This window comes from Sphingomonas adhaesiva, from assembly GCF_036946125.1.
GTDB classification, from domain to species: domain Bacteria; phylum Pseudomonadota; class Alphaproteobacteria; order Sphingomonadales; family Sphingomonadaceae; genus Sphingomonas; species Sphingomonas adhaesiva_A.
This window is the reverse complement of record NZ_JAQIJT010000002.1, coordinates 1,619,633-1,635,735: the sequence shown is the minus strand read 5'-3', so window position 1 is coordinate 1,635,735 and position 16,103 is coordinate 1,619,633. Positions and strand designations below refer to the sequence as shown.

General features: G+C 71.9%; 14 protein-coding genes. 7 read left to right on the top strand and 7 right to left on the bottom strand.

The window, feature by feature from the left end; genetic code table 11:
* Positions 1-18 precede the first annotated feature (18 nt).
* The 7 genes from PGN23_RS14040 (at position 19) to PGN23_RS14010 (ending at position 7,207) form a co-directional block, all read left to right on the top strand.
* On the top strand, positions 19-1,653 hold the full coding sequence (locus PGN23_RS14040) for a CTP synthase (RefSeq protein WP_335303592.1): 1,635 nt from the start codon (positions 19-21) through the stop codon (positions 1,651-1,653).
* 45 nt (positions 1,654-1,698) lie between these two features.
* On the top strand, positions 1,699-2,739 hold the full coding sequence (locus tag PGN23_RS14035) for a COX15/CtaA family protein (protein WP_335303591.1): 1,041 nt from the start codon (positions 1,699-1,701) through the stop codon (positions 2,737-2,739).
* Between the two features lie 41 nt (positions 2,740-2,780).
* Positions 2,781-3,566: a hypothetical protein gene (locus tag PGN23_RS14030; RefSeq protein ID WP_335303589.1), complete on the top strand. Its 786-nt coding sequence runs from the start codon at positions 2,781-2,783 to the stop codon at positions 3,564-3,566.
* A 131-nt stretch (positions 3,567-3,697) separates the two neighbouring features.
* Entirely contained in the window at positions 3,698-4,177 is a 480-nt protein-coding gene (gene rplM / locus PGN23_RS14025; RefSeq protein ID WP_335303587.1) for a 50S ribosomal protein L13, read from the top strand.
* The gene (rpsI, locus tag PGN23_RS14020; RefSeq protein ID WP_335303585.1) at positions 4,177-4,725 is read left to right on the top strand and encodes a 30S ribosomal protein S9; all 549 of its coding nucleotides are present in this window, start codon (positions 4,177-4,179) and stop codon (positions 4,723-4,725) included. The genes rplM and rpsI overlap by 1 nt, the downstream gene beginning before the upstream one ends.
* A 518-nt stretch (positions 4,726-5,243) precedes the next feature.
* On the top strand, positions 5,244-6,317 hold the full coding sequence (locus tag PGN23_RS14015; RefSeq protein WP_335303584.1) for a GNAT family N-acetyltransferase: 1,074 nt from the start codon (positions 5,244-5,246) through the stop codon (positions 6,315-6,317).
* Positions 6,314-7,207 carry a cupin-like domain-containing protein gene (locus PGN23_RS14010; protein ID WP_335303583.1) on the top strand — a complete coding sequence of 298 codons (894 nt, stop codon included), beginning with the start codon at positions 6,314-6,316 and terminating at the stop codon, positions 7,205-7,207. Before PGN23_RS14015 ends, PGN23_RS14010 begins: the two co-directional genes overlap by 4 nt.
* Before the next feature lie 62 nt (positions 7,208-7,269).
* Here the strand turns inward: PGN23_RS14010 and PGN23_RS14005 are convergent, their stop codons facing one another.
* Genes PGN23_RS14005 through PGN23_RS13975 form a run of 7 tightly spaced genes read right to left on the bottom strand, consistent with a single transcriptional unit; the run spans position 7,270 to position 16,028 of the window.
* Complete coding sequence (locus PGN23_RS14005) at positions 7,270-8,460, bottom strand: glycosyltransferase family 4 protein (protein ID WP_335303581.1); 1,191 nt, start codon at positions 8,458-8,460, stop codon at positions 7,270-7,272.
* Positions 8,457-9,764: an O-antigen ligase family protein gene (locus PGN23_RS14000; RefSeq protein WP_335303579.1), complete on the bottom strand. Its 1,308-nt coding sequence runs from the start codon at positions 9,762-9,764 to the stop codon at positions 8,457-8,459. The genes PGN23_RS14005 and PGN23_RS14000 overlap by 4 nt, the downstream gene beginning before the upstream one ends.
* On the bottom strand, positions 9,742-11,517 hold the full coding sequence (locus PGN23_RS13995) for a hypothetical protein (protein WP_335303577.1): 1,776 nt from the start codon (positions 11,515-11,517) through the stop codon (positions 9,742-9,744). The genes PGN23_RS14000 and PGN23_RS13995 overlap by 23 nt, the downstream gene beginning before the upstream one ends.
* The gene (locus PGN23_RS13990; RefSeq protein ID WP_335303576.1) at positions 11,517-12,272 is read right to left on the bottom strand and encodes a polysaccharide biosynthesis/export family protein; all 756 of its coding nucleotides are present in this window, start codon (positions 12,270-12,272) and stop codon (positions 11,517-11,519) included. Before PGN23_RS13990 ends, PGN23_RS13995 begins: the two co-directional genes overlap by 1 nt.
* A gap of 34 nt (positions 12,273-12,306) precedes the next feature.
* The gene (locus PGN23_RS13985) at positions 12,307-13,341 is read right to left on the bottom strand and encodes a glycosyltransferase (protein WP_335303574.1); all 1,035 of its coding nucleotides are present in this window, start codon (positions 13,339-13,341) and stop codon (positions 12,307-12,309) included.
* 7 nt (positions 13,342-13,348) lie between these two features.
* Positions 13,349-14,956 carry a lipid II flippase MurJ gene (locus tag PGN23_RS13980; protein WP_335303572.1) on the bottom strand — a complete coding sequence of 536 codons (1,608 nt, stop codon included), beginning with the start codon at positions 14,954-14,956 and terminating at the stop codon, positions 13,349-13,351.
* Positions 14,949-16,028, bottom strand: coding sequence for a lipid II:glycine glycyltransferase FemX (locus PGN23_RS13975; RefSeq protein ID WP_335303571.1), 1,080 nt, complete (start codon positions 16,026-16,028; stop codon positions 14,949-14,951). The genes PGN23_RS13980 and PGN23_RS13975 overlap by 8 nt, the downstream gene beginning before the upstream one ends.
* Between the last annotated feature and the right edge of the window lie 75 nt (positions 16,029-16,103).

Sequence of the window (16,103 nt, the reverse complement as noted above, 5' to 3'; positions counted from 1 at the left end):
GGTTAGGGGTTGCGTCCCATGGCGCGGTATATCTTCATCACCGGCGGCGTGGTTTCCTCGCTCGGCAAGGGTCTCATGGCGGCGAGCCTCGCGGCGCTGCTCCAGGCGCGCGGCTATCGCGTTCGTATCCGCAAGTTCGATCCGTATCTGAACGTCGATCCGGGCACGATGAGCCCGTATCAGCACGGCGAGGTGTACGTGACCGACGACGGCGCGGAGACCGACCTGGACCTGGGCCATTACGAGCGCTTCACCGGCGTGTCAGCGCGCCAGTCGGACAACGTCACCTCGGGCCGGATCTACAAGACGATCATCGAGCGCGAGCGGCGCGGCGACTATCTGGGCGCGACGGTGCAGGTGATCCCGCACGTGACGGACGCGATCAAGGCGTTCGCCCGGGCGGAGACCGACGACCTCGACTTCGTGCTGTGCGAGATCGGCGGGACGGTCGGCGACATCGAGTCGCTGCCCTTCATCGAGGCGATCCGCCAGCTGAAGAACGAGGTCGGGCGCGGCAATGCGATCAGCGTCCACGTCACGCTGGTGCCGTACATCGCCGCGGCCGGCGAGCTGAAGACGAAGCCGACGCAGCATTCGGTGCGCGAGATCGCGGCGCTGGGCGTGCAGCCGGACGTGATCGTCTGCCGCTGCGAACAGCCGCTGCCCGAGTCGGAGCGCGCGAAGATCGCGCTGTTCTGCAACGTGCCCGAGAGCGCGGTCATCCCCGCGCTGGATGCCAAGAGCATCTATGCGGTGCCGCTGCAATATCATGGCGAGGGCCTCGATTCGGAGGTGCTGCGCGCGTTCGGAATCACGCCCTCGTCCGCACCGGACCTGACCCGCTGGGACGAGATCGTCGAGCGGCTGATGCATCCCGAGGGCGAGGTGACGGTCGGCGTCGTCGGCAAGTATGTGGGCCTGCAGGACGCGTACAAGTCGCTGAACGAGGCGCTGGTCCACGGCGGCATCGCCAATCGGGTGAAGGTCAACATCCGCTGGATCGACGCCGAGCTGTTCGAGGGCGACGACGCGGAGATCGCGGCGCATCTGGAGCCGCTCCACGCGATCCTGGTCCCCGGCGCCTTCGGATCGCGCGGCGCGGAGGGCAAGATCGCCTCGGTCCGCTTCGCGCGCGAGCGGCGGGTGCCGTATTTCGGCATCTGCTTCGGGATGCAGATGGCCTGCGTCGAGGGCGCGCGCGATCTGGCGGGGATCGCGGCGGCGTCGTCGACCGAATTCGGGCCGACCGAGGAGCCGGTCGTCGGCCTCATCACCGAATGGATGACCGAGCGCGGGCTGGAGCAGCGCGCGGAGAACGGCGACCTGGGCGGCACGATGCGGCTGGGCGCCTATGAGGCGAAGCTGACCGGCAACAGCGTCGTCTCCTCGATCTACGGCAGCGACACGATCAGCGAGCGGCATCGCCACCGCTACGAGGTGAATACGAAGTATCGCGACGCGCTGGAGGAGGGCGGGCTCGTCTTCTCCGGCATGTCGCCCGACGGCACGCTGCCCGAGATCGTCGAGCGGCCGGATCATCCGTGGTTCGTGGGCGTCCAGTTCCACCCGGAGCTGAAGAGCAAGCCGTTCGAGCCGCATCCGCTGTTCGCCAGCTTCATCGCCGCCGCGGTCAAGCAGAGCCGCCTCGTCTGACGACGTCGCGGTAGGCAATCGGTTGCGGGAGGCGTAAGGGGGGCCATGCTTCAGGCCAGCCCCGGATTTTCTGTGTCCACCCGCCCCGCCGCGATCGCGCGCTGGCTGCACCTCGTCGCGGCGCTGATCGTCGCGATGGTGGTGGTCGGGGGCATCACGCGGCTGACCGAATCGGGGCTGTCGATCACGCAGTGGAAGCCGATCAGCGGGATCGTCCCCCCGCTGAACGAGGCGCAGTGGCAGGCCGAGTTTGCCAACTACCAGCGCATCCCGGAGTATCAGGAGCTGAACCGCGGCATGACGCTGGCCGGGTTCAAGGCGATCTTCTTCTGGGAATATGTCCACCGCCTGCTGGGCCGCGTGATCGGGCTGGCGTTCGCGATCCCGCTGATCGGGTTCGCGGTCACGCGGCGTATCCCGCGCGGCTATGGCTGGCGGTTGAGCGCGCTGCTGGCGCTGGGCGGGCTGCAGGGCGCGATCGGCTGGTGGATGGTCGCATCGGGCCTGTCGGTGCGCACCGACGTCAGCCACATCCGGCTGGCGGTGCATCTGTCGACCGCGCTGTTCATCCTGGGCGGGATCGTGTGGACCGCGCGCGACCTGCGGCTGCTGGCGGTCAATCCGCTGGCGCGGCCCGCGGCGTTGCGCGGCGGACCGGCGCTCGCGCTGGCGGCGCTGGCGGTGCAGATCGTCTTCGGCGCGTTCACCGCGGGGCTGGACGCGGGCTATGCCTTTTCCAGCTGGCCGCTGATGGGCGACGCGCTCTTCCCCGCGGGCGTGCCGATGCTGTCGCCGGCGTGGAGCAACGCGGTCGACAATCCGATCGTGGTGCAGTTCATCCACCGCTGGCTCGCCTTCGTCGCGGCGGGCGCGCTGGTGTGGCTGGCGCTGCGCGCGCGCGCGGCGCGAGCCGGCGGGGTGGCCGGGGTACTGGTGGCGCTGGTGGGCGTGCAGATCCTGCTGGGGATCGCGACGCTGCTCAGCGGCGTGCAGATCGTCATCGCGGTCGCGCATCAGGCGAATGCCGCGCTGCTGCTGATCGCGGCGGTGACGGCGGCGCATGCGGTGGGTGCACCGCGTCGGTGAGGCGGGGGGCGGTGAGGCCGGGGGCGGTGAGGCCGGGGGCGGTGAGGCGGGCGGCGGTATGGCTGTTGCCGGCGACGCTGCTGGTCGCCGCGCCCGCCGCCGCGCATTTCGCGCCGCCGGTGGGGCGCGACCTGTGGCTCGACCGTGTCGAGGTGCGGGACGACGGCCGCGGCGTGCGCACGTTGCGCGCGGCGCGGCGCGTGCGGTTCGAGCGCGCGGGCAAGGGCTATGTGGCGGTGATGGCGGTCGACCCGGCGCGGGTGGAGGACAGCCGCGGCGATCATTCCCCCTATGTCGCGCTGGTGCGAACGCTGGCCGCGCCGATCGCGGTCGAGCTGGATGCGGCGGGGCAGATGGTGCGCGTACGCGAAGCGGACGCGGCCTGGGCGCGGCTGCGCGGCGTGATCGCGGGGCCGTCGCCGGATGCGGCACGGGCGGCGGCGCTGCGGGTGCATGACGCGACCGGCGCGGCGGAGCGGGACGCCGCGCTGGCGGGTCCGCTGCTGGCGGTGCTGGGGGCAGGCGATGCCGATCGCGCGCCGGGCGTGCGCGCGGTGGCGCTGCCGGCCGGGGCGACGGGCACGGGGACGCTTGCGGGCACCGAGCGGACTGCGCGGCAGGGCGCGCGTACCGTGCTGGAGATCGATGCCAGCGGCACGATCGACACCGCGCAGGGCGCCTCCGAGGTGACGCTGTTCCGCCGTCGCACGATCGACCGCGGTACCGGATTGTCGCTGGAGACGGTCGAGAAGCGCACCTCCACGGCGTCGGACGGCGGGGTGCTGCGCAACGAGGTGACGGTGACGATCAAGCCTGCGGTATCATAATACCCGTCAGGAATGCGCCGGGAATCTTGACTTCGCAGCCGTCCATCGGCATTGGCAGCCGCAGCGGCGCGCACGTCCGGCGGGATGGCGCGTCTTTTCGTTTTGAACGCGGATATAAGGTCACTGGCCCCATGAAGGCGCTGATGAAGACCACCAAGGCGGCCAAGCCGCACGAGGTGGAGAAGAAGTGGCACATCGTCGACGCGACCGACCTGGTGGTCGGGCGTGCGGCGGTCGTGATCGCCAACGTGCTGCGCGGCAAGCACAAGCCCAGCTTCACCCCGCACGTCGATTGCGGTGACAACGTCATCGTCATCAACGCGGACAAGGTGCGCTTCACCGGCAACAAGCTGGGCCAGAAGGTCTATTACAAGCACACCGGCTATGCCGGCGGCATCAAGGGCATCACCGCTGCCAAGGTGCTGGAGGGCCGCTTCCCCGAGCGCGTGCTCGAGAAGGCCGTCGAGCGCATGATCCCGCGCGGTCCGCTGGGCCGCCAGCAGATGCGCAACCTGCGCATCTTCGCCGGTGCGGAGCATCCGCACGAGGCGCAGAACCCCGAAGTCCTCGACATCGCGGCCATGAGCCGCAAGAACAAGGTGGGCGCATAATGTCCGACAACCGCCAGTCCCTCTCCGATCTGGGCGCGGCGCTCCAGCAGCAGCGCGAGACCGCGGTCGAGCAGGCCGACACCTCCGCCGAGGCGTATCTGTCGGGCCAGACCGACGAGCCGGTGCAGCGCGCACCGCTGCGCGCGCAGGAGCTCGACAAATACGGTCGCGCCTATGCCACCGGCCGCCGCAAGGATGCGGTCGCGCGCGTCTGGCTGAAGCCGGGCTCGGGCAAGATCACGATCAACGGTCGCGATCAGGAGATCTATTTCGCGCGTCCGACGCTGCGTCTGGTCATCAACCAGGTGTTCGGCATCACCGAGCGCGAGGGTCAGTATGACGTGATCTGCACCGTCAAGGGTGGCGGTCTGTCGGGTCAGGCCGGCGCGGTGAAGCACGGCATCAGCCAGGCGATCACCAAGTACGAGCCGACGTTGCGCGCGCCGGTGAAGGCCGCGGGCTTCCTGACCCGCGATCCGCGCGTCGTCGAGCGCAAGAAGTACGGCCGCGCGAAGGCACGTCGCAGCTTCCAGTTCTCGAAGCGCTAAGGTGTGGGCGCTCGTGGATTGCCCACCCAATCCACGAGGTCGCCACGGCGGGCGGCAGCGTCGGCATGGCCGACGATGTCCGACGGCGTGTCGGTCCGGCCGATGGTACGAAGGGGCGGTCCGGCGACGGGCCGCCCTTTTCGTTGATGTCGCTGGTGAGGGGCTATTCCGGGCGATGGCGCGGACGAAGCGGGGCCCCGGAACAGGTCCGGGGTGAAGGGGGGGTGTCGGGTGGCTGGCGAGAGGCTCAAGGTACGGGGCGGTCTGGGGATGGGCCGCGGCCTGTACCCCGGCCTTCGCGGAACGTTGGCGATAGGAGTGCAGCGGCGCCGAGCCACGCCGTGCTCCTGCGGAGGCAGGAGCCCGGGGCCACGCAGAGCAACGCCTTGTGAGATCTGCAACCCTGGGCTCCTGCCTGCGCAGGAGCACGGTTGACACTCTTGCAAGGGTCTCGCCTTCGCCGGGCAACCAAGGGCGCGTGAACCGATTGGTGAGCTTTCGCGCCTAGTGCGGCCAGCATGGTGACGGCTGCGATCATCGATGAAGGCGGGTGGGACACGATCGCAGGGGCGTGGGATTCGCTGGCCGACGAGGCGGTGGTGGCCAATCCCTTCTATCGCCGCGACGTGGTGGCGGCATGTCGCGGCCTTCGCGAGGCCGGGACGCCCCGTCTGCTGGCGGTGCGTGACGGCGATGCGCTGCTGGGTGTCCTGCCGATCGCGACGCGGCGGAAGGGCGGTATCGCGCTCAGCGTCGAGAATTGGGACCAGCGCGTCCGGGCGCTGGGCGAGCCGCTGGTACGTGGCGGACGGGAGCAGGCGTTCTGGGGCGCCGCGCTGCCGGTGCTGGCGCGGGGGCCGGGGCATTTCCTGCGGCTGTCGGCGCTGGATGCGGACAGCGCGTCGACGCGAGCACTGATGGCGATGACGCGCTGCACCGTGACGCGGCGCTATGAACGCGCGGTGCTGGAGCGTGGTTTGTCGAGTGCGGAACACGCGGCGCGACACGTTCGCGGCAAGGTGTTGAAGGAACATCGCCGCCTGCGCGCGCGACTGGCGGAGCGGGGCGCGCTCCGGTTCGAGCGACTGGCGCCGGAAGAGGCCGCGGGCGCGTGGATCGACACCCTGTTCGCGCTCGAAACCTCTGGCTGGAAGGGGCGCGAAGGGGTGGCGGCGGCAGCCGATCCGGCGACGGAGCGATGCTTCCGCGCGATCCTGACGGACGCGCACGCGCGCGGTGCGCTCGATTTCCACCGGATGACGGTGGGCGATGCGACGATCGCGATGCTGGCCAATGTGGAAAGCGGGGACGAGTCGTTCCAGCTCAAGATCGCCTATGACGAGGAATGGGCGGCCTTCTCGCCCGGCGTGCTGATCGAGATGGCGTATCTGGAGCACGCGCTGGACGTGCGGGGGCTGGCGCGGGCCGATAGCTGCGCGCGCGCGGGCCATCCGATGATCGACCGGCTGTGGCCGGCGCGGCGCACGATCGTCTCGCTCGCGGTCCCGTTCGACAACGTGCGGTCGCGGCTGATGTGCCGCGGGATCGAGGCGTGGCGGCGGCGTCGCGCGAACAGGAGGGAACAGGCATGACCGATCACCGCTGCTTCGCGCCGCGCGGGCTGGAGGCGTTCGCGGCCGCGTATCCCGGCGGGCCGGCTGCCGTGCGGCACCGCCTCCACGACCATCCGCTGTTCGCGCAGGAGGCGCTCGCACAGCTGGCGGAGCGGCTGCCCGAGAGCCATGTCGAGCACAGCTTCGGCAATCTGGCGGTCGATCAGGACCCGGCCGGGGTCCGCCGCGCGGCGATGCCGGTGGGGGAGATCGTGCGGACGATCGACGACAACGGCTGCTGGATGGTGCTGAAGAAGGTCGACGTCGATCCGGCCTATGCCGCGCTCATCGATGCGTGCCTGGGAGAATTGGCGCCGGTGACGGAGCCGCGGACGGGCGCCTGTCGCCGGCGCGAGGCGTTCATCTTCCTGTCGTCGCCGAACTCGGTGACGCCGTTCCACATGGACCCGGAGCATAATATCCTGCTCCAGATCGCGGGTACGAAGACGATGCGCGTCTATCCCGCCGGCGACCTGTCGATCGTGCCCGCGGAGGTGCACGAGGCGTTCCACCGCGGCGGGCGGCATCGCAACATGCGGCACGACCCCGCGTTCGACGCGAAGGCGCAGGATCACCGGCTGGCGCCGGGCGACGCGGTGTACGTGCCGGTGAAGGCGCCGCACTGGGTGCAGAACGGGCCGACGCGGTCGGTATCGTTCAGCATCACGTGGCGATCGGACGAGAGCGACGGCGAGGCGCGGCTACACCGCGTCAACCAGCGACTGCGCCGGGTGGGCTGGACGCCGGCAGCGCCGGGCGAGAATCGCGCCGCGGATGCGGCGAAGGTGACCGCGCACCGCGTGGCCAAGAGCGCGACCGCGACCGCGCGGCGGCTGCTGGGGCGGGAGCGTGAGCGGAGCGCCTACTAGATTTGCGGATCAACGCCCGAGGGCACTCCCCAACCCTGGGCTCCTGCGTTCGCAGGAGCACGTCAGCCGAAGAACAGGTCGAGCTGGCGGCGGGCGTTCTTCGCCAGGTCGAATTCCCGCTCGACATGCGCGCGGCCGCGGCGGGCCATGGCGAGCGCGGCGTGCGGATCGCGGTGGACCCGCAGGAGGGCGTCGGCGAGCGCGCGCGGATCGCCGGGGGGGATCAGCAGGCCGGTGTCGCCGTCGCGAATCAGCTCGGGGATGCCGGAAATCGCGGTGGTGATCGCGGGGCGCTGATAGGCCAGCGCCTCGATCATGACGTTCGGGATGCCCTCCTGCCGACCGTTCGGGCCGATCACGCTGGGGGCGACGCAGACGCTGGCGTCGGCATAGGCCTGTGCCACCACCTCGAACGGCTGTGCGTCGCGGAAACGGACGCGCTCGGACAGGCCCAGGGCGGCGGCGCGGCGCTGTAGCGCGTCGGCATCGGGGCCGTGGCCGATCAATTCGCAGCGCCAGTCGCCGAGCGCGGGGCCGACGAGCGCGAGCGCGTCGAGCAGGTGCGCGACGCCCTTCTTTGGCTCCAGCGCGCCGACGTAGAGGATGCGGAAGGGATCGCGCGACGGGGGTGTCTCCACGGGCGCGATGCGGGCGACGTCGACGCTGGAATGGATGACGTGGACCGCGCGGTCGGCGAGGACCGGGACGGTGCGGCGCAGGAAATCGCGGCCGAAGTCGCTGACGGTGCGGACCGCGGCGGCCTCGCCCAGCTTCTGCGGCAACAGCGCCTGGGTGCGGAAGATGTCGTGCGCGCGGCAGCTGACCGAATAGGGCAGCCCGCCCGCGCGGCGGCCGAGCCAGGCGGCGGTGGCGGGATGGCCCGCGAACTCGGCATGGACATGCGTCGCACCCCAGGCGCGCGCATCGGCGGCGATCGCCAGCGCCTTGGGGAGCATCGCGAGCGACTTGGCGGCGATCTTCGGGTGGCGGCGATAGGCCCACAGCATCTGCGCGACCCCCGCCAGGACCGCGGGGCGCAGCGCGCGCAGCATCGCGCCCGGTTGCCAGAAGCCGATGTCGCGCACGCGTTCCCTGAGCGGCGCGGCGAAGCCGTGGAGCGGCTGACCATGGCGCCAGGGGGCGATGTGGTACAGCCGCACCTCCACCCCGGCGGCGAGGAAGGCGGTGAGATCGCGGTAGATGAAGGTTTCGGTCGACTTCGGAAATTCGGTGACGATGACGGCCAGCTTCACGCGGCTTCTCCTGGACGGGATGAGAGCCGCCCGGACTGGATCGCGATTCCGGCGATCAGCCACAGATAGCGCAGGTCCTTGTGCGGCATGAAGAAGCACGCGACCATCAGCCCGGCGAGCGCGATGCCGGCGGCGCGCGCGGTGCGGCGCAGGACGGGGTCGATGCTGCCCGCGCCGCGCCAGGCGGCGCGCAGCGCATGGCCGAGCGTCGCGGCGAACAGCAGGAAGCCGATCGCGCCCAGCTCCGTCGCGGCGTCGAGATAGGTGTTGTGAAGCTCGCGCGGGAACGGCTCGCGCCCGGGCATCCAGCGATAGGCGTCGGTGACGTAATAGAGCGGGAAGTTGCCGGGGCCGACCCCCCATACGGGCGATTGCTGGAACAGGTCCCAGCCGATGCGCAGGTAGCTGATGCGGCGGTAGAGCGTCGGATCCTGTCCGAAGTCGCCGATCGCGGTGAAGCGGTCGACGAGCGTGGGGGGCAGGAAGGGGACGGCGCCGAGCAGCGCGACGATGCCGCCGACGACCAGCAGCGGGAAGAAGCCGCGGCGGCGGAAACCCAGCGCGATCAGCGCGGCGCCCGCGGCGAGTCCGATCAGCGCGCTGCGGGCGGACATGAAGACGAGCGCCAGCGCACCGGCCGCGACGAGCGCGGCGAGGGGCCAGCGCCAGCGCCGCTCGCCGGAGAAAAGCCAGGCGGCGGCGATCAGGATCGACACCAGCAGCATCTGCGCCGCGGTGGTGGGATTCTCGTCCGAACCGCCGGCGGAGCGGGCCACGCCCTCGAACCCCGCGGTGGTGGCGGCGACCGAGGTGGAAAGGAGGCGCGCGTGGGTGTGATGCTCGACCAGCACGATCGCGGCGGAGACGGCACCCGCGGCGACGATCGCGCAGAGCACGGCGCGCAGGCGTACGGGCGTGTCGGCGATGATGAAGAGGCAGAAAGCCGGCAGCAGCGCGGCGGCGAGCTTGCCGAGATAGGTCAGCCCCTCCGACTGGTGGCGCGACAGCGCCCAGCAGAACACGGCCCAGCAGAACAGGGCGGCGACCAGCCGCGCGCCCATCGTCTCGCCCAGGCGACGCGATGCGCCGGGCAGCAGCAGCATCGCGCCGGTCGCCGCGACCAAAGCGCCGAGCAGCAGCGGGGTGGTGCCGATCGGCGAATAGGCGGAGAGGCGGTTGCCGAGCGCATCGAGCTGGGTGAGGACGGCATAGACCAGCAGCGGCACGAGTGCGAGCGCACGGACCTGCGCGGTCGCGCTGCCCGTCACGCCGCCGTGCGCGTCAACCGTGGAAGCGGACGACATGGGCCGCGATCGGCAGTTCGTCGGATACCGGCCCGTCTGCGGCGAGCAGCAGATACGTGTCGCGCGGTAGCCGATCCAGCGCGTCGCGGTCGGTCGCGCCCAGATACAGGAAGGCGGGACCGCCGCCGGGGCGGTCCGCGTCGGGACGGGTGGCATCGACGACGCGCAGGTTCGGTGCGCGGTCGCGGACCATCGCATAGGCGATTTGCGCCAGCCACTGTGCCGCCTGCGCGTCGTCCAGCGCGCCGACCGCGATCGTCCCCTGCGTCGGCAGCGCGCCGAGCCAGGGTTCGACGAGCGCGATGACCGCGGCGAGTTCCGCGGCGGCATAGGTGGCGCCGTCGACGGGCGCGGGAAGCGGGTGCGGGAAGAGGTGGTGGACGGTCGCGGGGGCGCGGGCGAGCGCGGTGTTGCCCGCGACGATGGGGCGACCCATGGCGGGCGCGGGCGGCCTGATCGGGTGGACGTCGGCGGAAGCGCGCGTCTCCGGCTCCACCTCCGCCTCCACCTCCACCTCCACCGTGGCTTCACGGGGAATGGCGGGGCCGAGCAGCAAGAGCGCACAGGCCGCCAGCGCGCAGCCCGCGACGAAGCCGAGCGCGGTGTTGAGGAAGACCTTCGGGCTGCTGCGCGTCAGCGGCGGGACGGCGCGCTCGATCAGCTGGATACGCGGGCCGTTGGACAGATTGTCGGTCTGGCTGAAGCTGACGCGTTCGGTGAGCGCGGTCACCTCCTGCTGGAGGGCCGCGGCCTGATCGTCGAGCGCCTTGATGCGATCCTCGTAGCCGCCGAGCGATGCGATCTGGCGGTCGAGCTGGCCGATGCGCGCCTGACGGATCGCGACCGAGCGTTCGAGCCCGGCGGCGCGGGGCGCCTCGACCGCCAGCGTCTGTTCCAGCACCGATTGCGCGGAGGACAGCTTGCCGCCGGCCTGGCGGCGCAGTGCGGCGACCTGGCTCTTCGCCGAGTCGAGCGTGGCGCGGTCGGTGGTGAGCTGCGCCTGTTCGGTCAGCCGCGCCTCCAACAGCGACTGTTTCTGGCGATCGACATCGACGACGCCGATCGAGGATTTGAGATCGCGCGACTGGCGCAAGGTAGCGGCGAGCGCGGCGCGCTTCGCATCGAGGCGCTGTTCGAGCGAGCCGGCGAGCTGCTGCCCGCTGCTGCGCGATTCGCGGACCGCGCGCGCGATGATCGCGTCCGACAGCGCGTTGGCGAACCAGGCGGCGGAGGCGGCGTCGTCCCATTCGACCGACAGGCGCAGCAGGTACGTGCCCTCGACCGTCTCGATCGTGGTGCCCTTCACCAGCGCGGCGATCAGCTGTTCGCGCAATGGTACGATCGGCGCCTCGCCGTAGTTGAGGATCGCCCAGATGCGCGACGGGGAGAGGGGATTGGGCTGTGAATTGGCGGCGATCCAGGTGGGCAGGTCCTTGCTCGCGGCGCGTGCCTGATCCGCCATCCAGTGGTCGACCAGCGGCGCCACGACCGGGCGGGTGTGCGCGAATTCGCCGTAGGTGCCGAGCAGCACGCCGCCGCCGTCGAAGGTGCTGCCGCGCACGAAGTGCGTCGCATAGCCCAGCTCCTCCGCGGTGGGGGTGATGTTGAGCCGCGCCGCGGCCTGGAACTTCGGCCTGGCCGCGAGGTAGAAGGTGCTGACGCCCCAGGCGGCGAGCGTGCAGGCGACGACGATCGCGCTCAGCAGCCGCCAGCGCGAGAGCACGATGCGCAGATAGGTCGCGCCGATCCCCATCAGGGCTGCACGATCTGGATCGCGGAGCCGATGTTGACGCCGTTGAAGCCGATGATCTGGCGGATCTGGCGCGCGCGGTCGACGTCGCGCGCGATCGCGGTGGGAGGCACGATCAGGACGGTATAGGGCGGCAGGAAGTCGACCGGCGTGGTCGCGCCGTGAAGCGTGGCGGACAGGTCGAGCATCCGCGCCTCCAGCCGGTCGCCGATCGGGGTGAGCGCGACGACGCGCGACAGGTCGGCGTCGCGGTTGCCGCCGCCAGCCCGCGCGATCCCCTCGAACGGGGTGGTGCCGTCGCGGTAGGGGAAATTGCCGGGCTTCGCGACCTCGCCCAGCACGAAGATCTCCTGCGGGGGCGGGGGGCGATTGTATTCGAGGAGCGCGACCGAGACCTCCGGCCGTGCGAGCTTCGCGGCATAGGCGGCGCGCAGGCGGGTCTGGAGCATGGCGGTGGTCAGCCCGCGGATCGGCAGGGGATCGAGCAGCGGCGGGCTGATCGCACCCGACAGCGCCACGCGCTGATCGGTGTTGAGCGCGGGCGTGTAGGGGAAGGTGAGGCGGACGAGGTCGCCGGCGTGGAAATCGCCGTCCTGATCGAGCCGTGCCTCCACCATGCGCGAGGCGGCGCGGGCGAGATCGAGCGAGGGGGCCGTCAACGCGACCTGCGGCGCGGGGGCGTAGCGGACCGGGCCGGCGCAGGCGGCAAGAGCGAGGGCCGGCGCCAGAAGGAGAGAGCAGGGAAGGAGGCGACGCATGCGCCGGCTATCGCAGCCGCGCGTAACTTTACCCTTAACCCGCGATGGCCCGTGCCAGCGCGGCGAACTGTGCGGTCGAGGTGCCGATAGTGTAGCGCGCGGCGGTGACGCGCGCGGCCGCGCGCACCGCGTGGCGGCGCGGGGCGTCGGCCAGGAGCGCGGCGATGCGCGCGGCGAGTGCGGCTGCGTCATCGGGGTCGGCGAGGAAGCCGTTCACGCCGTCATCGATGAACGTCTCGGGCCCGCCGGCGCGGGTGGCGAGGACGGGGGTACCCTGCGCCATCGCCTCGATCAGGACGTTGCCGAAGCCCTCGCGACGGGAGGATGAGACGAACAGGTCGGCGTCGGCGAGCGCGGGGGCGAGGTGCGCGGTGTGGCCGGCGAGGGTCACGGGGGACTGCCGGTCGGCGATGCGGCGGGCGAGGTCGCGTCGCAGCGGGCCGTCGCCGTGGATCGTCAGCGTGGCGCCCGGGACCAGCGCCATGGCGTCGATGAGGGTGTCGAACCCTTTGGCGGGGACGAGGCGGCCGGCGGCGACGAGGCGCCGGCCGTGTGTCGCGGGGGGGAGCGGGGCGGGGGCGTCGGCGAGGACGGGGTTGGGAATGACCGCGACGCGGGCGTGGCGGATCGCCTGCGCGATGGCAGGGGTGGGCACGGCGATCGCGACGGCGTGGCGATGGAGCGCGGCGGTGGCGATGCGGCGCGCGAGCGGCCACTTCGCCTCGCGCGCGAAGGCGTCGGGGGGCGTGTGTTCGGAGACGATCCGCGGCACGCGCGTCGGCGCGGCGAGCGAAGCGAGGTTCATCGCGCTGGTGGCGGAATAGGCGAGGTCGATGCGGTGCGCGGCGAGCGCGCGCGCGATGCGCCACGGGCGGGTCAGCGCGCGCCGCCCGCCCAATGCGATCACCGGCACGTCGGGAGCGAGCAGCGGGAGGAAGTCGCCCTCGACCCGGCCCAGCATGACGACGGGGGCGAAGTCGGCGCGGTCGAGCGCGTTGGCCCAGTTGACGACGACCCGCTCCGCGCCGCCCGCGCGCAGGTGCGGCAGCAGGAAGGCGATACGGATCATGGGCGGATCATGCGCGGCGGCGCTTGTGGCGGGCGAGCAGCGCGGGGGCGAGCGCGCGCAGCTGGGCGACCTCCGGTACGCGCAGCGCGAGGGCCGCGGCGGCGTAGCCGGCGACGACGATGGCGCCGAGGAGGCCGAGCAGCGCCAGTTCGGCGACCGTGCTGCGTGGTGCGGGGAGCAGCGCCAGCAGCGCAGACCCTGCCAGCGCGGCGACCGCGGCACAGAGGAGGCAGCGGGCGAGTTCGAGCAACTGGCGCGCGAGGTGGAAATGGTGGAAGCGGCGCACCGCGACCGCTTCCGCGACGACGAAGGTGAGCGCGGTCGCACCCGCCGCGGCCCAGGCGATGCCGCCCGCGCCCCAGACCGGCGCGGCGATGCCGACCAGACCGGCGCGGAGCGCAAGGCCCAGCACCGCGATGACGGTCAGGTCGCGCAGGCACGGACGGTGCGGATCGGCGTAGATGGCGGAGGTGATCGCGCTCATCGGCGCCAGGAACACCGCGGCGGCGGCATAGCCGGCGGTGCAGGCGGCGGCGGAGGCGATGGCGGCGGCGTCGAACTTGCCGTGGCCGAACAGCGCCGCCACCATCAGCGGCGCGCCCAGGATCATGCCGACCGATACCGGCGCCTGCGCGAAGAGGACGAGGCGCTGGAACCGCTCGATCCCCGCGGCGGCGGCGGCGCGGTCACGCTGCTGCACGGCGTGGATCAGCTCGGGCGCGAGCACGGTCGCGAGGCTCGACATGACGAGGCCAGGGATCAGCGACACGAGCCGCGCGCCATATTCGAGCGCGGCGACGCCGCCATCCGCGGTCGTGGAGGCGAAGGCGAAGTCGATGAGCGACGACGCCTGGAAATAGCCGTTGAGGACGACCGCGGCGAGCAGCCCGCCGCCGACGGCCGGGGTCGGCAGGGCGGCGGCGGGGGCATCCGGCGCCGACCGCGCAGGGCACACGATCGACCAGGCGCCCGCGAGCAGGATCGCGAAGCCGACGACACCGCTCGCCAGCATCGTCCAGGCACCCGCGACGATGCCGAGCGGCGGGACCAGCAGCGCGAGCACCAGCACCAGCAGCGCGCGCTGGAGCAGGTTCGTGCCCTCGCTGAGGCCGTAGCGGCGGCGTGCCTGAAGCACCGCGGCGAGCAGCGAGGCGATGACCGCGAGCGGGAGAAGCGGCATCATGATCGCCATCATCCGTGCGGTCAGCGCATGCTGCGCGCCGCGGAAGCCCGGCGCGAACAGGTGGACCAGGACGCCGGGGATCAGGATGCCCGCGAGCATCACCATGCCGAACGCGGCGAAGAACCACGTCAGCCGGCGTGGCAGGATGGCGAGCGTCAGCGGCGCGCCCCGATCGGCGGCGGCGATGACCGGGGGGAGCGCCACCTGGCCCACCAGCTTGCGGATCGTATCCGCGAACCCGACCGTGGTGCGCCGCGCGAGGAAGAAGGCGTCGAGCTGCCCCGACGCGCCGAAGCGGTTGGCGAGCAGCACCGAGACGAGAAACGACAGCAATGTGTCGACCCCGCGGATCGCCGCCACCAGCCCGGCGGAGCGCGCCAGCGTGGCGAGCGAGCTGCGCGTGCGCGGCGGGGCGACCGCGGCGTCAGCCACGGCGGCGCCAGGCGCGATACGCCTGTCGCGCGCCGAACAGCAGATGGTGCGCGAGCGGATCGAGCACCGCCATCTGCATCGGGGGCATCACGCGGCGATGGGGAGCGAAGGCCGATTTGAACTGCGCGCGCCCGGCCTCGCCCGCGTCCTGCGGTTCGTCGAGCGGCAGTCCCGCGAGGTCGTAGCCGGCGCACCCCTGCGCGCGGGCGCGGCGCATCGCCTCCCACAACAGCGGATAGCCGGGCGATACGCCGTCGCGATCGCTGGTGGCGAGCGACAGCCAGATCGCCTCGTCCGCCTGTCGCACGAAGCCGTGCGCCCCGATCGCCACCCCGTCGCGCTCGGCGAGCAGCAGGTCGCCGCCGCATGCCGCGACCAGCGCCGCCTGTCCGTGCGCGTCGGGTTGCCCGCTGATGTCGTAGCCGGGGCGCGCGGCGGCGAAGTCGTCGAGGACGCGCTGGTAGGCGGCGAGATCGCGCGCGCCTGTGGCGGTGCGCACCGTGATGCCGGCCCTCTGCGCGCTGCGCAGTGCACGGCGCGCGCGCTGGCGGAAGCCGGCGAGCACATCCTCCTCGGGCTTGTCGAGCCAGACGATGCCGGTCGCCTGATGCAGCGATTGCTGGTCGTGCGGAAGCGGGGCGAAGCCGTAGCCGCGCAGCGCCTCGGTCATGACGGGCAGCGCGCGACCGCGGACGCGCGGGGCCAGCTGCACGGTGCAGCAGCCGGCATCGCGCAGCGCGTCGAGCAGCGCGGACAGCGTTTCCGCGAAGCGCGCGGGATCGTGGACGACCGGCCCGCGCTGGATCGTGGCCAGCCACCGGCCGAAGCCGAGCCGGGTGGTGCGGATCACCGCCGCGCCGATCGGTCCGTGCGCGTCATGATGGAAGAACCAGCGCCATCCGCGCCTGGCCGACGCCGGCGCCGCCGCGGCCCAGGCGCGCGTCTGCTGATAGGCGGCAAAGGGGGCGTCGCGCAGGAACGCGTCGAACGCCGCCGCCTCCTCGGGCGTGGCGAGGGTGGTCAGGGCACTGCCGGATACGGCGCCGTCGAGGGGGGAGGAGGAGAGGTCCATTCACGAATTCTTGGGAAGCATGCGCCTAGTCCGCGGGTGACCGGAAGCCGGCTGGTAATCGGGGACGACTTGCAG

Coding starts and splice junctions, on each gene's coding strand:
- PGN23_RS14010 (WP_335303583.1), top strand. CDS start 6,314: ATGACCGATCACCGCTGCTTCGCGCCGCGCGGGCTGGAGGCGTTCGCG.
- PGN23_RS13995 (WP_335303577.1), bottom strand. CDS start 11,517: ATGGGGATCGGCGCGACCTATCTGCGCATCGTGCTCTCGCGCTGGCGG.
- PGN23_RS13985 (WP_335303574.1), bottom strand. CDS start 13,341: ATGATCCGTATCGCCTTCCTGCTGCCGCACCTGCGCGCGGGCGGCGCG.
- PGN23_RS14000 (WP_335303579.1), bottom strand. CDS start 9,764: ATGTCGTCCGCTTCCACGGTTGACGCGCACGGCGGCGTGACGGGCAGC.
- PGN23_RS14035 (WP_335303591.1), top strand. CDS start 1,699: ATGCTTCAGGCCAGCCCCGGATTTTCTGTGTCCACCCGCCCCGCCGCG.
- PGN23_RS13990 (WP_335303576.1), bottom strand. CDS start 12,272: ATGCGTCGCCTCCTTCCCTGCTCTCTCCTTCTGGCGCCGGCCCTCGCT.
- PGN23_RS14015 (WP_335303584.1), top strand. CDS start 5,244: ATGGTGACGGCTGCGATCATCGATGAAGGCGGGTGGGACACGATCGCA.
- rpsI (WP_335303585.1), top strand. CDS start 4,177: ATGTCCGACAACCGCCAGTCCCTCTCCGATCTGGGCGCGGCGCTCCAG.
- PGN23_RS14040 (WP_335303592.1), top strand. CDS start 19: ATGGCGCGGTATATCTTCATCACCGGCGGCGTGGTTTCCTCGCTCGGC.
- PGN23_RS13975 (WP_335303571.1), bottom strand. CDS start 16,028: ATGGACCTCTCCTCCTCCCCCCTCGACGGCGCCGTATCCGGCAGTGCC.
- rplM (WP_335303587.1), top strand. CDS start 3,698: ATGAAGGCGCTGATGAAGACCACCAAGGCGGCCAAGCCGCACGAGGTG.